The following is a 17,635-nucleotide window of genomic DNA, read 5'->3' as shown; positions in this document are numbered from 1 at the left end:
AAGCGGACAACCATGGCCTGACAGACCGTGGCACGTTGCAACAAATGTAGGAGCGAGCTTGCTCGCGATGCGCCGCGCGGGCGGCGCTCGATCTAAAAAACACCAACGATCTCAAGAGAGGAACGACTTTAAACAAACAAATTAACTATTTGTTTTTAAAAAAATTTCAAATAAAGCTCGAAACTACTTCAAGTTTCATCTCAGCACTCCACAAAGGCCACAGCCAACCCACCCCGCGAGGTTTCCTTGTAGTTGGCATGCATGTCCGCCCCGGTGTCGCGCATGGTGCGGATCACCCGGTCGAGCGAGATGAAGTGCTCGCCATCTCCGCGCAAGGCCATCTGCACGGCATTGATCGCCTTGACCGCAGCAATCGCGTTGCGCTCGATGCACGGCACCTGGACCAGCCCACCCACCGGGTCGCAGGTCAGCCCCAGGTTGTGTTCCAGGGCAATCTCGGCGGCGTTCTCCAGCTGCGGTGGCGTGGCGCCCAGCACTTCGGCCAGACCCGCAGCTGCCATCGAGCAGGCCGAGCCGACCTCGCCCTGGCAACCCACTTCGGCACCGGAAATCGAGGCGTTCTTCTTGCACAGGATGCCGACCGCCGCTGCCGCAAGCAGGAAGGCCACCACATCGTCGTCACAGGCGTCCGGGTTGAACTTCATGTAGTAGTGCAACACCGCCGGGATGATGCCGGCGGCGCCATTGGTCGGCGCGGTGACCATGCGACCGCCTGCGGCATTCTCTTCGTTCACCGCCAGGGCGAACAGGTTGACCCATTCCATGGCGCTCAAGGTCGAACCGATCACGTTGGGTTTGCCCAGCTCCTGCAGGCTGCGGTGCAAGCGCGCGGCGCGGCGCTTGACGTTGAGCCCGCCGGGCAGCACGCCCTCGTGACGCAGGCCGTTGTCGACGCACTCGCGCATGGCCGCCCAGATGCGCAGCAACCCCTCACGCACTTCGCTTTCAGGGCGCCAGGCGCATTCGTTGGCCATCATCAGCTGGCTGACGCTCAGACTGTGGGCCTTGCACAGGGCCAGCAATTGGGCGGCACTGGAAAACTCATAAGGCAGACAAATATCGCTGCGCGCCGCCTGCGGGGCTTCGATCTCTTGCTGCTCGACAATGAAGCCACCGCCAACGGAGTAATAGGTCTGGCTCAACAGCACCCCCTGCCCGCCCGCCGCTTCCAGGGTCATGGCGTTGGGGTGATATGGCAGGCTTTCGTCCAGCAGCAACATGTCGTGGGCATAATCGAACGCCAGCGGGTGGCTGCCGTCGAGCATCAGGCACTGCTCCTGCATGACCTGCCCGATGCGTGAGTCGATGGTCGCCGGGTCGATGCGGTCCGGCCATTGGCCCATCAACCCCAGCAGGCAGGCGCGGTCGGTGGCGTGGCCGACGCCGGTCGCCGACAGCGAGCCATACAGGCGCACCTGAACGCGGCTTACCTGCGCCAGCAGGCCACGCTCACGCAAGGCCTGGGCGAAGGTCGCCGCAGCCCGCATCGGGCCCACGGTGTGGGAACTGGACGGGCCGATGCCAATCTTGAAAAGGTCGAAAACACTGATAGCCATGCTAATGCCTGACCGCGCCAGCGCATGTGCGCTGCTACACGGCTCTCTGGGAAAATTGAACGGTACTGCTGATTTAAGCGATACTGCCGCGCTCATCCGCGGATGACCAACGAAACTTTCTAAGCATGCCTTTAGCGGTACTAAACGATGCGACGGCAAATCAATGGCCAGATGTTTGTCTGGCTGCATGTTTTCAGCTGCGCGGCGCGGCACTTGTCGTTCACCCGCTGCGCCGAAGAACTGCACATCACCCCGGGCGCGGTCAGCCAGCAGATGCGCCAGCTCGAAGAGCGCCTGGGCTATCGGTTGTTCCTGCGCCGGGCGCGTGGCGTGGAACTGAGCGCCGAAGGGCAGCGCCTGGCGCAAACGGTGGCCGAGGCCTATGGCAGCATCGAGGCCGAACTGCTGCGCCTGGACGCCGGGGAGATCCGTGGCACCTTGCGCCTGCGCTCGATTCCGTCGTTCCTGGCCAAATGGCTGACGCCGCGCCTGCCGCGCTTCCAGCAACGCTACCCGGACATCGAATTGCGCCTGGTCGCCGAGGACAGCGCCCAGGCCCTGCACCCAGGCGATTTCGACCTGGCCATCGACCTGAACGACGGCAGCTACCCGGGCATGCTTTCGACACCGCTACTGGACGAGCAGATATTCCCGGTCTGTTCGCCCGCCCTGCTGCGCGGCCGCCCGCCCTTGCATGGTCCGGCGGACCTGGTGCATTACCCGCTGCTGCATGACATCACCGCCTGGCGCGGCAGCTCGGAATACGCCGAGTGGGAGTTCTACCTGGATGGCATTGGCGCAGGCGGGCTGAATGTGCGCCGTGGGCATACCTTCAACCGCAACCACCTGACCATCGAGGCGGCGATTGCCGGCATCGGCGTGGCCATCGCCCGGCGCACGCTGCTCAATGACGAGCTCGAACGCGGGGCGCTGATCGTGCCGTTCGGGGTGCCGATCGCCAACTACAAGCGTTATGTGGTGCATTACCCGCCGGGCGGGCTGAACCAGCCAGGTGCACGGGCGGTGCACGATTGGCTGGTAGAGGAAGCGCGCGGGTTCAGGGCATTGCACCCGTTAGGCTGATAACCCGCGCGCAGCGGTCAATACGCCTGCTTGCCGGTGAACGCATTGAGCGTGCGCACCAGTATCACGAAATCGAGCCACAGCGACCAGTTGTTGATGTACTCGATGTCCGAGTCGACCCGCTGGATCATCTGCTCGATGTCGCGGGTTTCGCCACGGAATCCACGCACCTGGGCAAGGCCCGTCATACCCGGCTTGATGTTGTGGCGGGCAAAGTAGTCGACGATGTCCTGCGAATACAGCGAGTCATGTTGCAAGGCGTGGGGGCGCGGCCCGACCAGGGACATCTCCCCGGTCAGCACATTGAACAGTTGCGGCAGTTCATCCAGGCTGGTGCGCCGGATGAACGCCCCTATGCGCGTCAGACGCGGATCGTTCTTCTGTGCCTGTTTGACGACGCCCTGCTCGGGCTGGTGCACATGCATGCTCCTGAACTTCCAGATGCGGAAAGATTCGCCTGTCCAGCCGGTACGTTCCTGACGGAAGAACACCGGCCCCGGGCTGTCCAACTTGATCGCCAGGGCAACGGCCAGCAATACCGGCGATGCGCACAACAGAATCAGCGCCGCCAGCACCCGGTCCTCGAGGTTCTTGAGGAACAGGCTCATGCCGGTCAACGGGGTTTCCGACAAGGTCAGCACGGGAATGCCGGCAATTTCACGCACGCTGTGGTTGATCAGCCGCAGCGAGAAGATATCCGGCACCCAATTGACCGCAATGCACTTGTCGAGCAACTTCAAATACACTTCGTTAATAACTTCCGAACCGCCAAGCGGGGTCACCAGATAAACAGTTCTGATTCCATGCCGCGCCACAAGTTCATCTAACTCGTCAACATGCCCCAATACCGGCAAGCGCTGTTTATTGTCATTAATTTCCTTGCCCTGCTCCATCATTTCATCAATCAATACGCAGCCAACTACCCGCTCGCCGAACCACGGGTTGTTACTGATTTTCTGATAAAGGAAGTTGGCCAGGTCACCCGCCCCGATAATCAGGGCATTGTCCAGCCGGGCATGGGCGGTAAACCGTTTTTGCACCTCGCGCACGGCATAGTGCAGGAACAGCTGCACCACATAGCCGATCACGAACAGCTGCCCCACCAGCAGGCGCGAGTAGGTCTCGCTTTGCTTGGTCAGAAAGGCCAGGACCACGAGAAAACAGAAGGTCGCCGACCAGGCCTTGAACAGCCTGAACGCCTTGATCGACAAGCCGACATTGGTGCGGTAGATGGCGTAATGGTCGTAGATCACCGCCAGGGCGCCGATCAACAGCAGCAGCATGATGACGTAGTCGGAGGTGATGTAGCCGATCTGATCGTAGATCAGGTACCAGGCGACACCGGTCACGGCAATGCCGTCGAGGCCCGCCTGGATGGCGTTGCTGACGCTGCTTCTTCGCTGGAGCAAGGAACGACTGCTTCTGGGTTCGAAAACCATTCTCAGGCCTCATCAAATTAGGCGCAGCAAATACAATTCACCAAGTCACAACAACAAAAGCACCACCTGTTCCATATGACTAAATCGTCCATGATCGTTATTCGAATCATGTCAATTGATATGACTGTAGCAGTACCTTGCCATCACGCCGGCTCCTTCATGCTGTCGGTTTTATTGCTGTAAATCGGTGACGTCTTTCTGACGCCGCGCCGTAAACATCCGAGTGCGCCAAATAAACATTGGATTACCCACAACATAGCGCATGAACAGACGTTTGGGTTCTTTCATCAGTCGGAATATCCATTCACCGCCCAGCCGCCGCATCCACTGTGGCGCCCGGGCCACTTTGCCGCCGAGAAAGTCCAGAATCGCGCCACCGCAGACGATCACGCACGGCACGCCGCTGGCGACCAGTTGGCTCGCGACGAGTTCCTGCTTGGGCATCCCCATGCCCAGCACGATGAGTTCAGGCTGCAAGTCCCGCGCCAGTTCAAGGTAGGTGTGGACTTCGGCAAATCCGTCGTGCAGCGACACCGGCGCGACACCGAACAACGCCTCGCTGCGCCTGGCCGCTTCTGCCAGTGTCGGCGCCTGGGTGCCCCAGAACGCCACGCGTCGGCCCTTGTATGCCGCCAACAACTTGGGAATGAAGTCGGTGCCGTTCATGTTCAGCCCGGGGTCCAGCCCCATGCGACGAAACAGCATTGCCATGCCCGAACCGTCGCGCAACAGCACATCGGCAGCGGTGAGCGCTTGCAGGAAGGCGGCATCCCGGGCCACCAGGTTCAGTGCGTGAGCATTGACGAAACCCAGTACCAGCGGGCGCTCGGGAGCAGTCAGCGCACGGAGCACGCGCTGTTCATCGGCAGGGTCGGCCACCCTGCGCATCTTCTCGGTCACCGCCTTCCAGCGGCCCTGCCAACCTGGATTGCTCATCAGCCGTCATCCCGCTTGGAACGCACCCACTCCACCTGACGCTTGACCAAGAACCCCAGGTAGAGCGGGATCTTCTTCAACGCGTAGAGCGGCGCATAGATCAACACCGAAAACGGGATCACCTCCCGCGAGAAGCGGCTCCAGGCCAGCCAGACCGCGCAGCCCAACATGGCCAGCGCAAGCGTCGCCAGCGTTGCCGGGAGCGCTACGCCCAGTAGCAGGAACGCCAGCCATGCCACGACGAACAGCCCCACCAAGGCCAAGGTCAGCAGCGCCAGCGGCGGCACCATCAGGTCCAGGCTCATGGCCAGCAAGGGCCAGTTACGCTTGGTCAACGCGCTGACCACCAGCTTCGGCCCGTCCGCCAGCAGCACGCCCAGGTGCCCATGTTCCCACCGTGTGCGCTGACCGCTGAGGCCCTCCTGGCTGGTCGGAAACAGGCTGGTTACCTGCGCCTGCGGGCAGAACAACGGGGGTTTGCCGGCGCGGCAGAAGTCCAGGCCCAGCTTCAGGTCTTCGACCAGATGCCCGGTCGCCAGGTTGGCTGCAGCGATGTCCTGCCAACCAATCGCCATGCCCGTGCCCATCAATTGGCACGGCAGCCCCGCACGCGCCCAGCCTTGCGGGCGCACCAGGTTCTTGACGCGCCAGGCGAACTCGGCGATCAGCACTTTCAGCCCCGCCCCTGCCGGCGCGCACATCAGGTCCAGGCCCTGCACCGGGCGCCCGGATTCGATGCAGCGTTGCGCCAAATGCTCGATGGCGCCTGCACTCACCTGGCAATCGGCATCGATGATCACCACCACCTCCGGCGGTGCCTCGGCCAGGTGCCGCACGCCGCAATCGAGCGCATAGCCTTTGCCGCGCAATTGCCCATGCTGGCGTTCGACGACCTGCGCGCCAGCCGCTCGGGCCAGCGCGGCGGTCTGGTCGCTGCAGTTGTCCGCCACCACCAGCACACGGTCACCCTCCAGCAACTGACGGCGGATGCCCTGCACCGTCGCGACAATGCCGGACGCCTCGTTGTGCGCGGGCACCAGCACGGCCAACCGTGGTCGTGCTGCCGTGGCCAATGGCCGTGGCCGAGCAGGCAGGCAGGCCAGCAGCACCTGCGCGAACAGTACCGTCACCGGCACCAGGATCAGGAACGCCAGGGCGCTCAACAGCCAGCTGATGAGTGTGCTCATGCGGGTGCCTTGAAGTAGTGGGCCAGCTTGGCCGCTTCGGTGTCGATATCATGGCGCTCCAGCACGCGCTGGCGCGCTGCCTCGCCCATACGCTGCAGCACCTCGACCGGTTGCGCCAGGCAGTCGGCCATCGCCGCGGCCAGTTCGTCGACGGCGCCGGCGGGAAACAACCAGCCGTTTTCCCCCGGACGCACCAACTCGGGAATACCCGCCACATACGTGGTCAGTACCGGCCGGCGCAAGGCCATGGCCTCCATGATGACCACCGGCAAGCCTTCGGCGAAGCTCGGCAGCACCAAGGCGCGTGCGGCGAGGATTTCCTCGCGCACCTGCGCGCTGCTGATCCAGCCGGTGATCCGCACCTGGGCCTGCAGCCCGTATCGGGCGATCAACGCTTCGATCTGCGCGCGCATTTCGCCGTCACCGGCCAGCACCAGTTCGAAGTCCAGGCCCTGATCGGCCAACCGGTGCGCCGCTTCGAGCAGCAACAGCTGGCCCTTCTGCTCGCACAACCGGCCCACGCAGACCAGCCGCGGCGCCGCGGGTGACGCCTGCGCCGCAACCTGGTGAAAACCGGGCTCCAGGCCACAATGCACAACCTTGACCTTGTCCCAGTGCTCATGCGCCACCCAGCGATACAGCTGGCTGCGGCCATACGAGCTGACCGAGGCGACGAAGGCCGCTCTGCGCACCTTTTCGCCTACATGCAGGAACTGCGGTTTGTCGAACTCTTCCGGCCCATGCACGGTGAAACTGAAGGCCGGCCCCCCCAGCGCATTGGCCAACATCACCACTTCGGCGGAGTTGGTGCCAAAGTGCGCATGCACGTGCTCGGCGCCAAACGCCTCGAGCCACTGCACCACACAGCACGCCTCGGCCAGGTAGACCAGATGGTAAGGCAACGGCCGATCCGCGCGCAGGCCCAGGCGCAGGGCCAGCCACAGGGCCGAGCCGAAGCGCCGCGGCTCGGCCCGCAGCACCTGCCACACCGGTTTGAGCAAGCCCTTGATGCCGCCCTGCAGCACGTACTGGGTCTTCTCCCGCTCGGCCAGATCCTCGGCATCCTGCAGCTCGCCGTCCCAGCCGCGCAGGGCGATTCGCTGAATCACCACGCCCTGGCGCTCCAGCGCCAGGATTTCGCGGCGAATGAAGCTGTGGCTGACTTTCGGATACTGATTGATGAAGTACGCAATGCGCATAGGAATCCAGATCTCTACCTGCGTGATGGATGAGCAGCGTGCTCAGCGTTGCGGGCACAGGCCCTTGGCCGTCGCGCTCGCCTTGAGCACGTCGTCGTACATGGCCTGCAGTTCCAGGGCCTGGTCGCTGCACAAGGTGATGCCTTGCTTGAAGGTGTTGCGGTGCTGCCGATAGCGCTCGGGGTGCTCGAGAATTTCCACCAGCGCCTCGCGCAGGTATTTTTCGTCGGCACTGAGCGGGATCAGCGTGCCATTGACCCCGTCGACGATGTCTTCCACGGTGCCGCCGGCATGGGTGCTGATCACCCAGACATCGCGCACCAGCGCCTCGCGTACCGCCAGGCCGAAGGTTTCCTTCGACTGCGTGGGGAACAGCAGCACATCGATACCGGCAAAGAATTCGTCCATGTTGGCCTGGGTGTAGCCCGGCACGATGCTGACGGTGCCCGGTATCTTGATGCTGTGCCGGTTCAAGGAGCGAAAGCCCAGGTGCAGCAGGTTGTCGACCACCTTCAGTTCATAGTCCGCACGCGCAAGCCCGGCGAAGGCGCGGGTGATCACGTCGATACCCTTGATGGTGGCATTGCCGCCGACGAAGCCGAAGCGAATGGCCTTGCCGGGGTGACGCTGGTAGTCGGCCGCCGGTGGCAGGATGCCGTTGCGATTGACGCGCAGCTTCGCGGCATCGAAGCCATTGGCGATGTACAGGTTGCGCGCGAAGTGGCTGGGCGCCAGCAGCAGGTTGGCCTGCTTCAGCGTGCTGGCCAGGAACGACTGGCGATAGACATTGAGCACCGGGTCGTCCACGCAGCGTGCGCAGACTTCGGCGCGAATGGTGGTTTGGCCGCAGTACTTGCCCTGGTTGTCGATCATGAACTGGCGGCCGCAGATCCACCAGCAATCGTGCAGCGTCACCACGAAAGGCAGGCCTGCGCGCCGGCAGCTGTCGGCCAGCAACGCACCCAGCCCCTGAATCGAGTGCATGTGCACAAGGTCCGGGGCCACACGTTTGAGCACGGTGTCGAACACGGGCAACGTCGCGGGGTTTTCGAAATCCTCCTGGGCGCTGCGTTTGTCTGGCAGGCCCATGCCGATCACCGCAGCGCCGTGCGCTTCATAGCGGTACAGGCTGTAGGGCTCGGCGTCGGTCTCGGGCAATGAGGTGAAGATGAACTGCTGGTACGTGGTGGTCGCCACCATCAACCGCGCCATCTGTTCGGCCACCACCGTGGCGCCGCCAAAACTGCGCGGGGCGAAGAAGATGTTGGCCGCCAGCACACGCCGGGTGCGTTCACGCGGCAGCCGCGCAAACAACTGACCGAGCTGCTCGTCGTTCAGTGCCTGGGCAGCGTTGTCCCACTCGACCAGGGTGACGTGGCCGGCGCCCATGTCCAGCATGGCCTTGGCCAGTGCCGGCGTTGACGCAATGGCCCGATCGCACATCAGCAAGGCCCGCTGGAACAGCGTGACCGCTGCCAGCAACGGGTTGACCGTTTCCTCGGTGAAGGCGCTCAGGTCGTTGTGCAACCGATACGCCTGCGGGTCGAAGATCATCGCGTCGACATCCCAGATCGTGCTCACCTTCAGCCGCTTGGCTTCCTCGAACAGCTGGAGCATGTCGGCCGTGGCGGGCAGGCGATGGAAAATCACTGCGGAGGCGGTCTGCAACGCATTGGTACAGGCTGCGCCGTCGCGCCAGTCGAGCACCTGGCAATGGTAGCCAAGGAACTGGAGCCCCTGCTGCAACGAGGCCGGCCGACCGCTGGGCGGCCGCGCCAGGTTGTCTTCGCAGATCACCAGCAGCTCGCGCGGGAAGAGCTCGCTGGCCGGTACGCTGGGGTCGTCCAGCGGCAGGCTCTTGCGTTTGCTGTCGGCGGGTTTCCACAAGAGTGCCGGCCCATGCTTGAGCAGTTCGCGAACGGCCTTCTTCGCCGTCGGGTACACGCCCGCCTTGCGCAGGTAGGCAATGAAGCGCTGGTCCGCGCGGGGCTCGCGCCTGATCTGACGCAGCAAGCCGGCCAGCCTGGACCGGACGCTGACAGGCGCACTGGCGATTGCGTCCTGCTGCACCGCCAGCGCACTGGCCAGGCGATGGCGGTGCACGCTCAGCTGCTGCGCAAGATCGTGGTCGGGCAACGCGGCCTCAAGCTGGCCGAACAGATCGTCCAGCAGCGCATGCCGGCGCCGATACATGGCGCGTTTCTTTGGCGCGATGTCTTCTGCCGAGCGCTTGGCTGCTGTCAACGGAATGGCGAAAAAGCCTTCACGCGACAAGGTCTCGGCACCGCTCTCCTGCCAGATGGTGTCGTAGTTGGCGGCAAGCTCGCGCCCCGTATCAGCACCGAAATAGGGATGGCGATGATGCCGGTAGGCATCGCTGACGGCATGAATGTGCGCCGCGCCCACCAGCCGGGCAACGCACTTGATGGCTTCGATCAACAGGCTGCGCGGGCGCAGGCCTTCGAAGTCCTTGGTCAGGTCGCGGTAGATGTTCAGCGACGTCTCGCTGTCGATGCCCTTGTGTATCCCCTGCACGGCGCCGATCAACAGACTCAGTTCGCCGTCGGCCCGGTGCAGGCTGAAGGCCAGGGACGCTACCCGCAACTCGCCCTGGAACAGATTGAGCACCAGCTCCCCTTCGCGCTTGAACCAGATCGGTCGGTCCAGCACCAGGGTGCAGCCCTGGGAATACGCGGACAGGTCAGCGAGGGTGCGGTGTTGTTCACGCCCCCGCAGCAATAGCGAAGGAAATTGCCCAGCCACCACTTCATAGTGCGAGGCCACCACGGCCAGCCGCTCAGGTGCATCCCAGCCTTTGCTGATGTAGGGCCACTGCAGGATGCCGACGCAGTCGTCACCGAGCGCTGCGAAGGCGTCATCGCCCAGCGCCGTGTTCAGGCGCTGCATGAAGGCACTGAGCTGTGGCCATTGGCGAACCATCAGCAGGCTCAGGGTGAGTTTGTTCTTCAGCGCTCGCGGCGAATAGCCAGGGTGCACCGCTGGCAGGCTCCTGGCGAGTGATACAAGGTTCATGGTCATCTCACTTGTACTCGATCAAGGCCGATTTGCTGGCGGTCAACCTGTCCAGCAGAAACTTCACTTGCCCGATCATTTCAGGGAACTTGCCAAGCACCAGGAAGATCGCCTGCAGCCCGTTCTCGCGCAGCGAACGCTCGCCGCGACGCGCCAGGCGCAAGGCCTGCAAGGGATAGATCGACAACAGCAACAGCCCCCAGCCGCCGAACACCCCACAGGCCAACAACGTTGCCAGCGGGATGCCCAGGCCCCACAGCCAGGCTCGGCGCGACTCACGCCGCCAATGCCGCTCGGGAGGGTAACCGTGCAGATAGGTGCCTTCGGCGAAGGCATAACCGCCCCGCACGCAGCGCCGCCACCACTGGCTGAAGCGGGTCATGGCAGCATCGTGCAGGGTCATTTCGGCGCCCAGACGCCAGATCTTCCAGCCACGGGCGCGCAAACGTACACAGAGCTCCGGCTCTTCGCCGGCAATCAGCCCCGGGCGATAGCCCGACACGGCCCTGAACGCATCGACCCGCATCAGCGCATCGCCGCCGCAGGCCTTGGCTTCGCCCACCGGGGTATCCCACTCCAGGTCGCACAACAGGTTGTACACCGACCGCTCCGGAAAGCGCTCGCGGCGCCGGCCACACACCACCGCGACCTCAGGGTGCGCATCGAGGAACTTCTGGGCACGGGCCAGCCAGCCTGCCACCACTTCGCAGTCACCATCGACGAATTGCACATGACGCAGGTCCGGGCACAACTGCAGCAAACAGGCGAAGCCTTCGTTGCGCGCCCGCGCTGCGGTGAACGGTGTGCTCAGGTCCAGCGCCAGTACCTCGACGCCATGATTGCGCGCCCTTTGCACCGAGTCATCGGTGGAACCGGAATCGACATACACAACCTGATCCGCCCCCTGTGCCAGTGACGCCAGGCAGCGCTCCAGGCGCATGCCCTCATTACGACCAATCACTACGACTCCGATGCCTGTCACCATGCGCCTCACTCGCCACCCCTGCACGTCATTAGCCGTTCACCACCGCCCTGCAGGCCGGCTCATGAGTACTGCGCTGCCTCACTATGCTTTCGGGCCTTGACGGTTGCCGGCACTCCCACTGCCAGCGAATTGTCCGGTACATCGATCAACACCACCGCGTTGGAGCCGATCACCACGTTGTCGCCGATGCGGATGTTGCCCAGCACCTTGGCGCCGGCACCGATATCGACGTTGTTGCCAATCACCGGCGCGGTCGGCTCGCTGACATTCTTCAGGCCCACCACCACGCCGTTGCGGATCCTGCAGTCGTCGCCAAAGCGGGCGTAGCCGCTGATGACGATGCCGCCGAAATGGTCGATGACGAAGTTGCGGCCCACCACCACCTCGCAGGGCAACTCGACCCCGGTGATGATCTGCACGAACTTGAACAGCACCTTGTAGACGAACGAGAAGAACTTGCGCAGCAACGCCGGGCGCACGCCGTAGCGCCAGCGGCCAAAGCGGTACACCAGCATCACCCAGAAACCCTGGGCCCCCCAATCACCACCGTATGCCCGCAAGTCCGCGCGGATATTCTCGAACATGGCTTCACCTACCGTGTTGGCTGGGTTGCGTAGCGGGTCTTGAACAGCAACGACCAGGTGGCGCGGGTGTGCTGCCAGCAGGCCTTGATGGCTGCCCAGCCGCGCCCCTTCAACAGGGCCTTGAGTGCCAGCACCAGGTCACCCAGGCTGACCAGGCACATGTGCAAGGCAAGCCCGGCCGCGCCATGGTGCTTGCGCAAATACAGCAATTCGCTTTCGATCTGGTAGGCGGAGATCTGCCGGCTGGCGGCCTCCAGTTCGGCGACCGACTTGGAACTTTCGCCGCCAATGTGCACGACCGTGGTATGCGGGTAGAACACCACCTTCCAGCCGGCCTCCTTGACCCGCTTGCAGTGGTCGACTTCCTCGTAGTAGAGGAAATAGCGCGGATCGAACAGCCCGACCTTGTCGAGCACCTCGCGGCGCACCAGGTAGAAACAACCCGGCAACCAGTCGCATTCACGCACCGAACCGTGGTCCCAGCTCATCTCGTCGACCATCTTCAGCCCGGGGAACAAGCGCCCCAGGCCGGTGCGGGCGACGAAGATGTTCAACGGGGTCGGGAAGTACCGGCAACACGGTTGCAGATCGCCCTCGCGCCCTTCCAGGCGCACGCCCAGCACCCCGCATTCGGGATGGGCGTCCATGTAGGCGACGGTTTTTTCCAGGCTGTCGCTGGCGACGAAGGCATCGGTATTGAGCAGCAATGCGTACTTGCCCTGCAGGTGCGCCAGCAACTGGTTGTTGGCGCGACCAAAGCCGACGTTCTGCTTGTTGCTCAGCAGCAGCGCTTCGGGGCAGACCTGGGCCATGCGCGCCAGCGAATCGTCGGCCGAGGCATTGTCCACCACCAGGTAGCTCGCCAGGCGCTCGCTGTCGGCCTGGCGCAGCGCGTCGAACATCGGCTGCAGCAGCGACGCGGTGTTGAAATTGACGACCATCACATCAACGGGCTTTCTATCCATTGTTGCCGTCCCCAAAGAAATACTGCCGCCTCACTGCCGCCAAGGTCGGTTCCAGCGCCGGGTCGAAAGCCCCCTTGCGCTGCTTGACGAGGTCAATCCAGGGATACGAATTGCACCGCTCCTCAACCCGTTCGATCAACTCCTTGGTGGAGCAGATCACTTTGGCCGGGTTGCCCCCCACCACCATGCCCGGTGGCACGTCCTTGGTCACCACGGCACCGGCGGCTACCACCGAGTCAGGCCCGATGGTCACACGCGGCATGACGATGGCGCCGTGGCCGACAAAGCAGTTGTCACGTATATCAATGTAGCCCACCGAATCGAGTTGCTTGCCATAGCAGACCTCGATCAGCGCAACCACGCCGTCATGGCCGATCAACGTGCAGTCCGACAGGCCCACGTTGCTGCCGATGCGCACCAACGTCGGGTCCGTGACACAAACGCCGCAGTTGATGTGCACGTTGTTGCCTATCGAATGAAACTTGCCCCACCGCGCCTGGTAAGTGCCCCATTGCAAGGGCGAGGGGTTGCAGAATTTCCTCCACAGCGAGCTGCCCCGCCCAGTTGCGTTGGCGTAGTGGTACACGGCGTTCCGTAGCCATCCGAACATGCTGTTTGCCTCGTAAGTAATTCCTGGACTGCTCCTGAGGCGAACCCGGTCTCGTTCTTCTTGTTGCTGACCGCATCGCACTCAACCCTTGTCAACCACACTGTTGCCGTTACGTCACGCCGGGGCACGCTCCCTTGCGGCTCATACCGCCGCCTTGCGGGTGGATTTCATCTTCTCGTCGAGGTGGTCAGCCAGCCGCAGGGCGAACTGCAGCAATGGCATCGTCGGGTTGGACGCGCCGCTGGTGGCAAAGATGCTGCTGCCGGCGACATACAGGTTCTGGGTACCGAATACCTTGCAGTCGCGGTCGACCACGCCGAACTCCGGCGTCGCGGCCATGCGCGTGGTGCCCATGTGGTGGGCATGCGGCTGGATTTTCAGCGGCACGGCGGTGTCGTAGACGAAGTCGTGCAATTTGACGAAGCCAAGGCCCATTTCGGCGAATTGCTTGGCCAGCTCGCTGCCGATGCATTTGATCGTATGCCGATCACCCTCGCTCAGTTCCCAGTTGACGTTGACCTTGCCGACCCCCAACGCATCCTTTTCATCCAGCAGCGAGAGGTGGCTGTGCAGGTTGGGGAACTGCTCGATCATGGTGCCGATGACGCCGTCGCCGGGGCAGCTGAAGTTGGCGATGAAGGCGATCTTGCTCGCCACGCCCATTTCGCAGGCCAGGTTTTCCAGAAAGTACTTCACCTCGGCCGTTCTGCCGTAGGTCCTGACATCGTCCAGCACCGACGTGGTGACATTGCCTTTGCCTGCGTGGTACTCGGCGATGAAGGCGTCTGTGGTGTAGTACTGATGGGTACCGGTGTCCTGCCCCTCGCCGAGGATGAACGTGCCCATGTCGATGTTCAGGTGCTCCATGAAGCAGCGCCCCACCAGGCCGTCCCGGCTCACCACGCCAGCCTCTGACAGTGACTGGCTGTTGAGCAGCTGGCGAGCGTTCTCGATCGCGCCGGTGGCGAGGATGAAGTGCTTGGCGACCAGCCGTTGGCGATGGCGGTCGTAGTCGGACACCTGCACCGAGGTCAAACTGCCCGAGGCCTTGTCGAACTCAAGGTCCACGCAATTGCAGTTGATGAACACATCGAGCCCGTCGGTCTCGTTGAGCGCGGTCGCGTATTTTTGCGCAAAGCGCGTGGGCGGGCTGAGCAGAAAGCGGTCGCCTTCGAAGTCGCCGCCTTTCAACCCGCCGTTGAGCGCCTGGAAGTCCTTGCCCTGGGGCAGGTCGACGATGTCCATGGCGGCAGGCAGGTAGTGCTCGATTTCGGCATAGGGGATCGGCCAACCCGGCAGTTCGCCCGGGGGCTGCACGGCGAAATCGGAGGGGGTGAAGGGTCGGCAACGCCCGGCCCAGTGATTGGAGGTACCGCCCAGAAAACGCAGGCGGGTTTCCTCGGCGTACAGCTCAAGCCCCGAGGACGAGCATTTGTACAATTCCTGCGAGCGTGGCGCGTACTCATGGCCACCGCCTTCGATCAGCACCACGCGCCAGCCTCGCTGTGCCAGGCGCAAACCCAGGGTGATACCTGCAGGCCCGGCACCGATGATGCACACGTCGTAGTCTTCACGCAGGGTCTTCTGCGTCTGGTAGTCGTTGATCATGTTTACTGATTCCGGAAGTACTGGGACGGCAACACCCAACCGTTGATCACGACAAACCCCTTCGGCTCGACGGATTCATCTGCAGCGGCGCGCGCAATGCCAGGCGCCACGCCGAACAACGCACCACCTACCCCCAACAGGACACAATTGCGCAGAAAGCCCCTACGACCCGGCGCAGCGCAGTACTTAAGCTTCCCCATGATCCCCAGACCCGTGCCATTTTTTTAAGAATCCTAGTCACTTATCCGCGATGCGCTACCCTGCCCATCGCTCGGGTCACCCTTTTCGTCGGGTCCGCTAGATCCAGTCGAAGAAGCGCACCACCAGCTCGCCGCAGAGGGCGCCTATCAGCACCATCGGCAGCACCATCAGCTCGCGTTTGATATTGAGAATGTCCAGTTTTCGATTGACGTAGACGATCAGCACCAGCGTCGGCAAGGCATGCAGCGCCACCCCCCAGATCGCCAGGCGCGGCCCGCCGATGGCCAGCAACAGGGGCAGCAGTACCCACAGCGAGACCACGCGGATGATGTTGTCCATGGCCTGGTACTTGGTGTGCCCCAGGGCGATCCAGATCTGGTGGGTCAAGGTATAGCGCAGGGTCAGGAACGACAGCGACAGGATCGCCAGCATGGGGCCTGCGTCGGCATAACGTTCGTCGTACATCCAGCTGATCAGCAGCGGGCTGCCCGTGAGGAACACCCCGCAGACGAACAGCATGACCAGGTCGACCAGCAGCTTGAAGCGATCGTACAGGGTGCGCAGGCGGTCTTTGTCGCCGTCGCGGGTCGCCTCGCTGAACGCCGGCAGGGCCACCGCACCGAACAGCTTCATCAGGCCGGTCTGGATGGAGCCGAGGATCAGCACGGCAATCGAATACACGCCCAGTTCCGCCACCGTCATGCTGGCGCCGAACCAGATCCGGTCACCGTACATCGCCAGCACGCCGACCACCGATGACAGCAGGATCCAGCGCCCGAAATTGACCAGTTCGGTCAGCGCAGTGCGGTCCCACTGCAAGCGATTGCCCGGCCCCTGCAAGGCGGTATGGCCAAGTACCGTGCCAGCCAGGGCGGCCACCACGCCCGCCGCGACCAAGGACCAGATGGAGCGGGTGAACCAGCCGATCACCAGCATCACGACCAGACCGATGACCTGTGAAGCCAGGTCGATCAGGACCACGCGCTTCTGTTGGAAGGTTCGCACGGCGACATCCATCTTGGTCGACTGGAACCCCCAGATGACCGCCTGCACGCCGGTTACCGCCAGCACCAGGGGCAGTTCCGGCGCCGCATAGGTGGACGCGGCGGGCCACAGGTTGGCCTGCTGGGCGAACCAGGCCGCCACCGCCAACACCAGCGTCAGGCCGAACAGCACCAGGCCGCGCACAATCTGCACGGTCCAGGCGGTATTGAGGAACAGCGGGTCGTCGCCACGGGGGCTCTGGATGATGTTCTGGCGCAAGCCGACGTCGGAAAGCAGATGCAGGAGCACCGAAACGGTGGTGGCGATGACCATTACCCCGAACATTTCCGGCAGTAACAGACGTGCCATGATCAAGTTGCCACCCAGGCGCATGACCTGTGAGGCCAGCAAAGACACCAGGTTCCATGCCCCGGCACCCATTGCACGCTTGCGCAGACTCCCAGCTGCTGACGCTTCAATCGACGGCATGACTTCAATCTCTGACTGAATGGCTAGAACTCACTATAGTTTCAATTAGCCATGACGCTAGCCGTCGTCCACCGACAGAATTTATAGGTGCCTGTAGCCCATGCCTGAACAATTTCGTGCGCTAGTCGTCATTCTGTTTGTCGCGAGCGTGGTGTTCTTCCTGGCCCGTCGGCCGGCCAGCGACCTGATTCCCGATCGCGACTTCAAGCGGCGGCGCAACCTGTGGCTGCTGATTACCCTGCTGGCGTTCTTCTCCTTCAGCTTCTGGGTCTACACCGCGGCTGCCATCGTCACGCTGGTGCTGGCCAGGCGCCGGGAACACAACCCCATGGCGCTGTTCTTCATGCTGGTGTTCGCCATTCCGCCGGCATCGATGAATATCCCCGGGTTTGGCGTGATCAATTACCTGATCGAGCTCAACCATATTCGTATCCTCACCCTGTGCGTACTGCTGCCGACGGCGTTGACCCTGAGCAAGCAGAGCGACACGGTGCGCTTCGGCCGGCTCTTGCCAGACAAGCTGCTGACCGCGAGCCTGGTGCTGATGACCTTGATCTACCTGCGCGAAACCACGGTCACCGATACCCTGCGCCAGGCCGTGTCGCTGTATCTCGATGTGTTCCTGCCCTACTACGTTGCCAGCCGCGGGCTCAAGACCGTGCAGGACTTCAAGGACGCCCTGCTCGCCTTCGTCCTCGCCGCCTTCCTCCTGTCCATCATCGCGGTGGCCGAGTTCGCCCGTCACTGGCTGGTGT

Annotated in this window: 13 protein-coding genes and 2 pseudogenes; 2 read left to right on the top strand and 13 right to left on the bottom strand. The window is 63.0% G+C overall.

Going from position 1 to position 17,635, the window contains the following annotated elements; genetic code table 11:
- Positions 1 to 200 precede the first annotated feature (200 nt).
- Complete coding sequence (locus tag PMI38_RS25085; RefSeq protein WP_008100556.1) at positions 201 to 1,577, bottom strand: L-serine ammonia-lyase; 1,377 nt, start codon at positions 1,575 to 1,577, stop codon at positions 201 to 203.
- Between the two features lie 147 nt (positions 1,578 to 1,724).
- Between PMI38_RS25085 and PMI38_RS25080 the strand changes: the two genes are divergently transcribed.
- Positions 1,725 to 2,660: a LysR substrate-binding domain-containing protein gene (locus PMI38_RS25080; protein WP_008100554.1), complete on the top strand. Its 936-nt coding sequence runs from the start codon at positions 1,725 to 1,727 to the stop codon at positions 2,658 to 2,660.
- A 17-nt stretch (positions 2,661 to 2,677) separates the two neighbouring features.
- Here the strand turns inward: PMI38_RS25080 and PMI38_RS25075 are convergent, their stop codons facing one another.
- From PMI38_RS25075 to PMI38_RS25020, 12 genes and pseudogenes are all read right to left on the bottom strand, one after another.
- On the bottom strand, positions 2,678 to 4,099 hold the full coding sequence (locus tag PMI38_RS25075; protein WP_008100550.1) for an undecaprenyl-phosphate glucose phosphotransferase: 1,422 nt from the start codon (positions 4,097 to 4,099) through the stop codon (positions 2,678 to 2,680).
- 171 nt (positions 4,100 to 4,270) lie between these two features.
- Positions 4,271 to 5,035 (bottom strand): WecB/TagA/CpsF family glycosyltransferase, encoded by a 765-nt coding sequence (locus PMI38_RS25070; RefSeq protein WP_008100548.1) that lies wholly within the window; start codon positions 5,033 to 5,035, stop codon positions 4,271 to 4,273.
- On the bottom strand, positions 5,035 to 6,222 hold the full coding sequence (locus tag PMI38_RS25065) for a glycosyltransferase family 2 protein (RefSeq protein WP_008100547.1): 1,188 nt from the start codon (positions 6,220 to 6,222) through the stop codon (positions 5,035 to 5,037). The genes PMI38_RS25070 and PMI38_RS25065 overlap by 1 nt, the downstream gene beginning before the upstream one ends.
- Positions 6,219 to 7,421, bottom strand: coding sequence for a glycosyltransferase family 4 protein (locus PMI38_RS25060; RefSeq protein WP_008100546.1), 1,203 nt, complete (start codon positions 7,419 to 7,421; stop codon positions 6,219 to 6,221). Before PMI38_RS25060 ends, PMI38_RS25065 begins: the two co-directional genes overlap by 4 nt.
- Before the next feature lie 42 nt (positions 7,422 to 7,463).
- Positions 7,464 to 8,810, bottom strand: a complete 1,347-nt coding sequence (locus PMI38_RS27670) for a glycosyltransferase family 4 protein (RefSeq protein ID WP_274517618.1) — start codon at positions 8,808 to 8,810, stop codon at positions 7,464 to 7,466.
- Between the two features lie 648 nt (positions 8,811 to 9,458).
- Positions 9,459 to 10,454 (bottom strand): annotated as a pseudogene (locus PMI38_RS27665) (DUF535 family protein); the annotation flags it as partial.
- A 7-nt stretch (positions 10,455 to 10,461) separates the two neighbouring features.
- The gene (locus PMI38_RS25050; protein WP_008100544.1) at positions 10,462 to 11,439 is read right to left on the bottom strand and encodes a glycosyltransferase; all 978 of its coding nucleotides are present in this window, start codon (positions 11,437 to 11,439) and stop codon (positions 10,462 to 10,464) included.
- Positions 11,440 to 11,498: 59 nt separating this feature from the next.
- Positions 11,499 to 12,023: a serine O-acetyltransferase gene (locus PMI38_RS25045; protein ID WP_008100535.1), complete on the bottom strand. Its 525-nt coding sequence runs from the start codon at positions 12,021 to 12,023 to the stop codon at positions 11,499 to 11,501.
- An 8-nt stretch (positions 12,024 to 12,031) separates the two neighbouring features.
- A complete protein-coding gene (locus tag PMI38_RS25040) occupies positions 12,032 to 12,988 on the bottom strand; it encodes a glycosyltransferase family 2 protein (protein WP_008100531.1) in 957 nt (318 codons plus the stop codon).
- Positions 12,981 to 13,598: an acyltransferase gene (locus tag PMI38_RS25035; protein ID WP_008100528.1), complete on the bottom strand. Its 618-nt coding sequence runs from the start codon at positions 13,596 to 13,598 to the stop codon at positions 12,981 to 12,983. Before PMI38_RS25035 ends, PMI38_RS25040 begins: the two co-directional genes overlap by 8 nt.
- 141 nt (positions 13,599 to 13,739) lie before the next feature.
- Positions 13,740 to 15,206: an FAD-dependent oxidoreductase gene (locus PMI38_RS25030; RefSeq protein WP_008100526.1), complete on the bottom strand. Its 1,467-nt coding sequence runs from the start codon at positions 15,204 to 15,206 to the stop codon at positions 13,740 to 13,742.
- Between the two features lie 297 nt (positions 15,207 to 15,503).
- Entirely contained in the window at positions 15,504 to 16,880 is a 1,377-nt protein-coding gene (locus PMI38_RS25020; protein WP_008100525.1) for an oligosaccharide flippase family protein, read from the bottom strand.
- A gap of 100 nt (positions 16,881 to 16,980) precedes the next feature.
- Here PMI38_RS25020 and PMI38_RS25015 point away from each other — a divergent pair.
- Positions 16,981 to 17,635: pseudogene (locus PMI38_RS25015) on the top strand (O-antigen ligase family protein); the annotation flags it as partial.

This window comes from Pseudomonas sp. GM84 (assembly GCF_000282535.1).
Lineage (GTDB): Bacteria > Pseudomonadota > Gammaproteobacteria > Pseudomonadales > Pseudomonadaceae > Aquipseudomonas.
The sequence above is the reverse complement of the archived record's forward strand: the minus strand, read 5'-3'. Positions and strand labels throughout refer to the sequence as shown.

Bases quoted from the DNA above. Each gene is read 5' to 3' on its own strand.
- PMI38_RS25065 (WP_008100547.1), bottom strand. From the start codon at position 6,222: ATGAGCACACTCATCAGCTGGCTGTTGAGCGCCCTGGCGTTCCTGATC.
- PMI38_RS25020 (WP_008100525.1), bottom strand. From the start codon at position 16,880: ATGCCGTCGATTGAAGCGTCAGCAGCTGGGAGTCTGCGCAAGCGTGCA.
- PMI38_RS25075 (WP_008100550.1), bottom strand. From the start codon at position 4,099: ATGGTTTTCGAACCCAGAAGCAGTCGTTCCTTGCTCCAGCGAAGAAGC.
- PMI38_RS25070 (WP_008100548.1), bottom strand. From the start codon at position 5,035: ATGAGCAATCCAGGTTGGCAGGGCCGCTGGAAGGCGGTGACCGAGAAG.
- PMI38_RS25040 (WP_008100531.1), bottom strand. From the start codon at position 12,988: ATGGATAGAAAGCCCGTTGATGTGATGGTCGTCAATTTCAACACCGCG.
- PMI38_RS25030 (WP_008100526.1), bottom strand. From the start codon at position 15,206: ATGATCAACGACTACCAGACGCAGAAGACCCTGCGTGAAGACTACGAC.
- PMI38_RS27670 (WP_274517618.1), bottom strand. From the start codon at position 8,810: ATGGGCGCCGGCCACGTCACCCTGGTCGAGTGGGACAACGCTGCCCAG.
- PMI38_RS25060 (WP_008100546.1), bottom strand. From the start codon at position 7,421: ATGCGCATTGCGTACTTCATCAATCAGTATCCGAAAGTCAGCCACAGC.
- PMI38_RS25045 (WP_008100535.1), bottom strand. From the start codon at position 12,023: ATGTTCGAGAATATCCGCGCGGACTTGCGGGCATACGGTGGTGATTGG.
- PMI38_RS25050 (WP_008100544.1), bottom strand. From the start codon at position 11,439: ATGGTGACAGGCATCGGAGTCGTAGTGATTGGTCGTAATGAGGGCATG.
- PMI38_RS25035 (WP_008100528.1), bottom strand. From the start codon at position 13,598: ATGTTCGGATGGCTACGGAACGCCGTGTACCACTACGCCAACGCAACT.
- PMI38_RS25080 (WP_008100554.1), top strand. From the start codon at position 1,725: ATGCGACGGCAAATCAATGGCCAGATGTTTGTCTGGCTGCATGTTTTC.
- PMI38_RS25085 (WP_008100556.1), bottom strand. From the start codon at position 1,577: ATGGCTATCAGTGTTTTCGACCTTTTCAAGATTGGCATCGGCCCGTCC.